We start from the raw sequence: 2,264 nt of genomic DNA, 5'->3' as shown, positions 1-2,264 counted from the left end.
CTGTAGAGGTCTTCCAAAGTCCCCGCCATGACCGGGTGAACAGCCAAGCAGAGGCTCAGCCCGATTGCCACCGGCGCAAGGTGCGAAAATCGAGTCATAAACAATCGTCCCGTTCGAAGACCCACCAGGTACGCTGCAATGAACTCTACCCAGTTTTCCGTATTGCAGCTCCATTTTTAGCACTGGCTCCTGGTCCGGGCCAGAGCTTGCACCGGTGTCCTCGCCATTGACGCACCCATGCGCCACGCTTTAGCACTTCAGTCCCGGCGGCCGGGAGAGGGATTCTTTCACGATGGATTTTGGCGGAGGCGACGAGATCCGCTTCGAACATCTGGGCCGGGCCGGCGTCGTCACCTTGACGCGGCCGCAGGCGCTCAATGCCTTGACGCACCGCATGATCGGGGCGCTCGACGCCGCTCTTTCCGCCTGGGAGGCCGACCAGGGCATCGACGTCATCGTCGTCAAGGCAGAGGGCAGGGCCTTTTCGGCCGGCGGCGATATCCTGCATGTCTATGAGACAGGTCGGGCGGGAAAACCGCCGGTCGAGTTCTTCGCCGACGAATACCGGCTCAACGCCCGCATCAACAGCTACAAGAAGCCCTATGTCGCCCTGATCGACGGTATCGTCATGGGTGGCGGCGTCGGCATCTCCTTCCACGGCTCGCACCGGGTGATGACCGAGAATGCCCAGTTTGCCATGCCGGAAGTCGGCATCGGCTTCTTTCCGGATGTTGGCGCCAGCCACCTGCTGCCCGATCTCGGCGGCTCCTTCGGCATGTATCTGGCGCTGACCGGCAATCGCATTCGATATGGCGATGCGCTGTGGTCTGGGCTGGCCACCCATACCATCAAGGCCGAGGACCAGGCTGGCTTCCTCGACCGGCTGGCGTTGACCGGCGATCCGGAATCGGTGCTGCGCGGCTTCTTCGTGCAGGCAAGGCGAGAAACCGACAGGCCGACGCTGGAGGCGATTGTCCGTCATTTTTCGCAACCGTCCCTGAACCGCGTCATCGACAGCCTCGAGCGTGCGGCCGCCGCCGATGAGTTCGCGGCAAAGACGCTGGCGACGATCCGCACCCGCTCGCCGACTAGCCTGCGCGTCGCCTGGCGGCAGATCAGCGCCGGACTGACGCTGTCCATGGAAGCCTGCATGAAGATGGAGTTCCGCATCCTCAACCGGATGCTCGCCGGCCATGATTTCTACGAAGGCATCCGCGCTGCCATCATCGACAAGGGCTCGAAGCCGCAATGGCGGCCGGCAAGCCTCGCTGCGGTCAGCGAAGCGGATGTCGATGCCTATTTCGCTCCGCTCGGCGAACGGGAACTCCTGATATGAGCGAGGTGACCTCAAGGCGCATCGTTCTGCAGCCCTCCGGGGTGGAGGTGATCTTCGCCTGGTTCCAGCGCGTCATATCGGGCTACTGCCTGCTGTTCGGCATTCTCTACTGGATCAAGCTGATCGGCTTTTATCCGGGCACACTGTGGCGTTTCGACCTGATGCCCGTGCACTGGCAGGTCGCGGCGGTGGTGCTCGCCGTGTTCTTTCCCTTTGCCGCTGCCGGCCTGTGGATGCTGGCGTCCTGGGGCCCGGTGATATGGTTCATTTGCGCGGTGACCGAGACGGTCATGTACGCCGGCTTTCCCGAGTTGTTCGGCCACCGCTTGCTGATTGTCGTCTCGCATGCGGCGGTGGCGGTGCTCTATATCGTCTTTCGCGTCGTCATCTACCTGCAGAAGCGCCCGGTCCGCCACTAAGCCGTGAACCCATTGGCGGCCCGGCTGTCGCCTCGAATGAGCCCTGCAATCGTTGCCGAAATCTTTAGGTTAATTATCCTTGCTCGGGTGACCGTTCGTTAAGCCTCTTCCGAAACCCCTTACCGGTAAGCTCTTGTTAGCCCTAGCGTTTAAGTCGAATTTTATGAGTATTCGATAGTGTCGCGATCAAGGTGAAAAACAAAAAATCACCAGGGCGACAAACGAGAGGCAAAGACAATGATCAATTCGCGTCCGGCGGCGAAGACCGCCAACGTATCCGACGATCGCCGTGAGGCTATCCGTTCCCTGTACATGGAATCGCTGCAGCTTGTTGAACGGCTGCACCGCCGCCTGCTTGATGTGATCAAAGACGAATTCGACCGCAACGGCCGTTCCGACATCAATGCCATCCAGGCACTGCTGCTGTTCAACATCGGCAATTCCGAACTGACCGCCGGCGACCTGAGCTCGCGAGGCTACTCTCTCGGCTCGAACGTCTCCTTCAATCC

General features: G+C 60.8%; 2 protein-coding genes and 1 pseudogene. All 3 read left to right on the top strand.

The genetic code is table 11. The features are described 5' to 3' along the window. Positions 1–292 precede the first annotated feature (292 nt). A complete protein-coding gene (locus EN932_RS34385) occupies positions 293–1,336 on the top strand; it encodes an enoyl-CoA hydratase/isomerase family protein (protein WP_013532256.1) in 1,044 nt (347 codons plus the stop codon). Then, complete coding sequence (locus EN932_RS34380; protein ID WP_013532255.1) at positions 1,333–1,755, top strand: DUF6163 family protein; 423 nt, start codon at positions 1,333–1,335, stop codon at positions 1,753–1,755. The genes EN932_RS34385 and EN932_RS34380 overlap by 4 nt, the downstream gene beginning before the upstream one ends. Positions 1,756–1,992: 237 nt before the next feature. Continuing rightward, positions 1,993–2,264: pseudogene (locus EN932_RS34375) on the top strand (MarR family transcriptional regulator); the annotation flags it as partial.

Source organism: Mesorhizobium sp. M7A.F.Ca.US.002.01.1.1, assembly GCF_004022955.1.
Lineage (GTDB): Bacteria > Pseudomonadota > Alphaproteobacteria > Rhizobiales > Rhizobiaceae > Mesorhizobium > Mesorhizobium ciceri.
Note: the sequence above shows the minus strand (reverse complement) of the source record. Positions and strands in the feature narration are given on the sequence as shown.